Genomic DNA, 864 nt, shown 5'->3' on the forward strand with positions numbered 1-864 from the left:
ATCTACTATCGGCTGCTCAACGAGATCGTGCGCGAGCGGCTGGGCGGCTTGCATTCGGCCAGGCTTCTGCTCTGGTCATTCGACTTCGCCGAAATCGCCGAGCGGCAGCATCATGGCGACTGGGATGGCGCCGGTGTGCTTCTCGTCGAAGCCGCACGCAAGCTCGAGGCCGGCGGCGCGGAGGGTCTGCTTTTGTGCACCAACACCATGCACAGACTGGCCGACCAAGTGCAGGCGTCGGTGTCGATCCCGCTGATCCACATCGCCGATGCCACCGCGGTGGCGGTCAAGCGCGCCGGCATGCAGCGTCCGGCACTGCTGGCGACGCGCTTCACCATGGAGCAGGATTTCTACAAGGGCCGGCTCGCCGACAGATTTGGCTTGAACCCTGTCGTACCCGATAGTGCCGGGCGCGACATGGTCCATCGCGTCATCTACGACGAGTTGTGCCAGGGCATCGTCAAGGAGACTTCAAAGGCGGCCTATATCGCCGAGACCGAGCGCCTGCGCCGCGAAGAGGCGGCCGACAGCGTCATCATGGGCTGCACCGAGATCACCATGCTCATAGGCGAGCAGGATTTCGACATCCCGGTCTTCGACACGACGCGCATCCATGCCGAGGCGGCTGTGGAATTCGCGCTCGGTTGATGCGCGCCGCCTAAAGTGCGTGGATCCATCTGGCGCGCTTCTTTTCCTCCGCTAGAATGCCCGGAATTTCAAAACAGGCATTTCGAGGGGACAAGATGGATTTTGCGCTTCCATGGCCGACGAGCCAGGGCGAATGGCTGGCCTGGTCGAGCGCCGTCGTCACCGTGCTGCTCGGTCTTTTGTTTTTTCTGGCCCCTGGCCTCGCCTTCCATGCCC

General features: G+C 62.7%; 1 protein-coding gene and 1 pseudogene. Both read left to right on the forward strand.

Annotated features, from left to right (window positions below):
- Nucleotides 1-648: aspartate/glutamate racemase family protein (locus tag EN893_RS35950; RefSeq protein ID WP_281062541.1), on the forward strand; the 648-nt coding region annotated here is incomplete at its 5' end.
- A 95-nt stretch (nt 649-743) separates the two neighbouring features.
- Nucleotides 744-864, forward strand: a pseudogene (locus EN893_RS39700) (DUF4345 domain-containing protein); the annotation flags it as partial.

The organism is Mesorhizobium sp. M7A.F.Ca.CA.004.04.2.1 (assembly GCF_004022825.1).
In the GTDB taxonomy this organism is placed as follows: Bacteria; Pseudomonadota; Alphaproteobacteria; order Rhizobiales; family Rhizobiaceae; genus Mesorhizobium.